1 protein-coding gene is annotated in these 1,795 nt (G+C 44.5%); it reads left to right on the top strand.

Annotation, left to right across the window (positions count from 1 at the left end; all coding sequences use genetic code 11):
- Window positions 1–106 precede the first annotated feature (106 nt).
- Window positions 107–1,795, top strand: a 1,689-nt coding sequence (locus VN105_RS20810; RefSeq protein WP_325643799.1) for a SusC/RagA family TonB-linked outer membrane protein, incomplete at its 3' end; no start/stop codon positions are given.

Genomic DNA, 1,795 nt, shown 5'->3' with positions numbered 1-1,795 from the left:
TGAAATTTTGTGCGTGCCGAAAGGTCACGCACCTAAACTACTATTGAAACTCATTACGGTTTATCACCGGATGAATGTTGCAGAAAGGAGGAAATGGATAATGCGATTGAACTTAACTCTCATCCTCTTATTGGGTAGCCTGCTTCACGTTAGTGCTGTAACGTTTGCTCAAACCGTTACGTACAACAAAAAAGGTGCGACTTTAGAAGAGATATTCAACCAGATTAGCCTGCAAACAGGCTACGAGGTTTTGTATTCCCCGGATTTGATCGATCCCGGCAAAAAAGTCGATGTAAATTTCAGGAACACAGATTTAAAAACAGTATTAAACCAGGTAGTGGATGGCAAAACACTTAAGTATAGGATTGAAGACAAGAATATCCTGATCTCCAGGATAAGGGCTGCTAACCCAACAGTGGCAGCAATTGAATCAAAAGAGACGCCGGCGGAAGCCCCGTTCAAAAGTATAGATGTCAGGGGTACTGTTATGAATAAAGCCGGTGTTAAGCTCGCGGGGGCTACGGTTACCATCATGGGAACCGCCAAAACAATAATTGCCAGGGAAGATGGAACCTTTTATATTCCCAACGTAGATGAGGGATCAATACTTGAAATTTCCTATGTAGGTTATTTAACAAAAAAGATAAAAGCTAAAGCCGATCTTGGTGATGTTATACTGGAATTGGTGGAATCCAAACTGGATGAAGTGCAGATAATTGCATACGGTAGTGAACAAAAACGCTTCAGCATCGGAGCGGTGGCCACTGTTTCCGCTGCTGCCATTGCAAGGCAGCCGGTAACCAATCCTTTACTGGCATTACAGGGGCAGGTTCCCGGGCTGGCGGTTACCGCCACTAATGGCGTGCCCGGCTCAACAGCGTTGTTACAGGTGCGTGGTCAGAACACATTGGGTACTACACTCCAGGTAAAGCCTTACGACCAGCCGCTGTTCATTATAGATGGCGTACCCTTTGCACCGCAAAATGTAAATATCAATCAATTAAACAATCTTGCTACGGCACAATCTTTTAGCGGAGGTGTAAGCCAGGCAACCGGCCTTAGCCCATTTAACAGCATTAACCCCAACGATATAGAAAGTATCACTATTCTTAAAGATGCAAGTGCCACTTCTATCTATGGTTCCCAGGGCGCTAACGGTGTTGTTTTAATTACTACCAAAAGAGGGAAATCAGGAAAAACCACTTTCGACCTCAATCTCAATTCCCAGCTTAATTACGTTGCAAGACCAGTAAAGCTGTTAAACACACAACAATATCTTCAATTGAGAAAAGAGGCTTTCGCCGCTGATGGGCTAACGCCTTCTGATGATCCCTACGATATTGCTTACGCGCCTGACCTGACAATTTTCGATCAGAATAAATATACGGATTGGGAAAAGATAATTGCCGGGAAAACAACCAATAATACCGATCTGCATGCCACTATATCCGGCGGTGGCGCCTCCAGTACTTTCCTGGTTGCTACCGGGTATACGCGTTCCAACTACAACTACCCCGGCAGTTTTTCAGACCAGCGGTTTACCTTACACAGTGCCTTACACAACGCTACTACAAACAAACGTTTTACACTTGACCTGGTTACAGACTTCGGGTATGATCAAAACAAATCAGCAAGTTACGGGGGTACCCGGGGCGTGGTATTAGCTCCCAATCTGCCTGGTCTGGCAGATGCCTCCGGCAATTTAATCTGGAACTACAAAGGATATCCTTTGGATGTTGAAAACTTTTACAGCTCATTAAAGCAACCAGCCTATCTGCAAAGTTTTAATTTCAAC

It is taken from the genome of Chitinophaga sp. (assembly GCF_035564935.1).
In the GTDB taxonomy this organism is placed as follows: Bacteria; Bacteroidota; Bacteroidia; order Chitinophagales; family Chitinophagaceae; genus Chitinophaga.
Note: the sequence above shows the minus strand (reverse complement) of the source record. Positions and strands in the feature narration are given on the sequence as shown.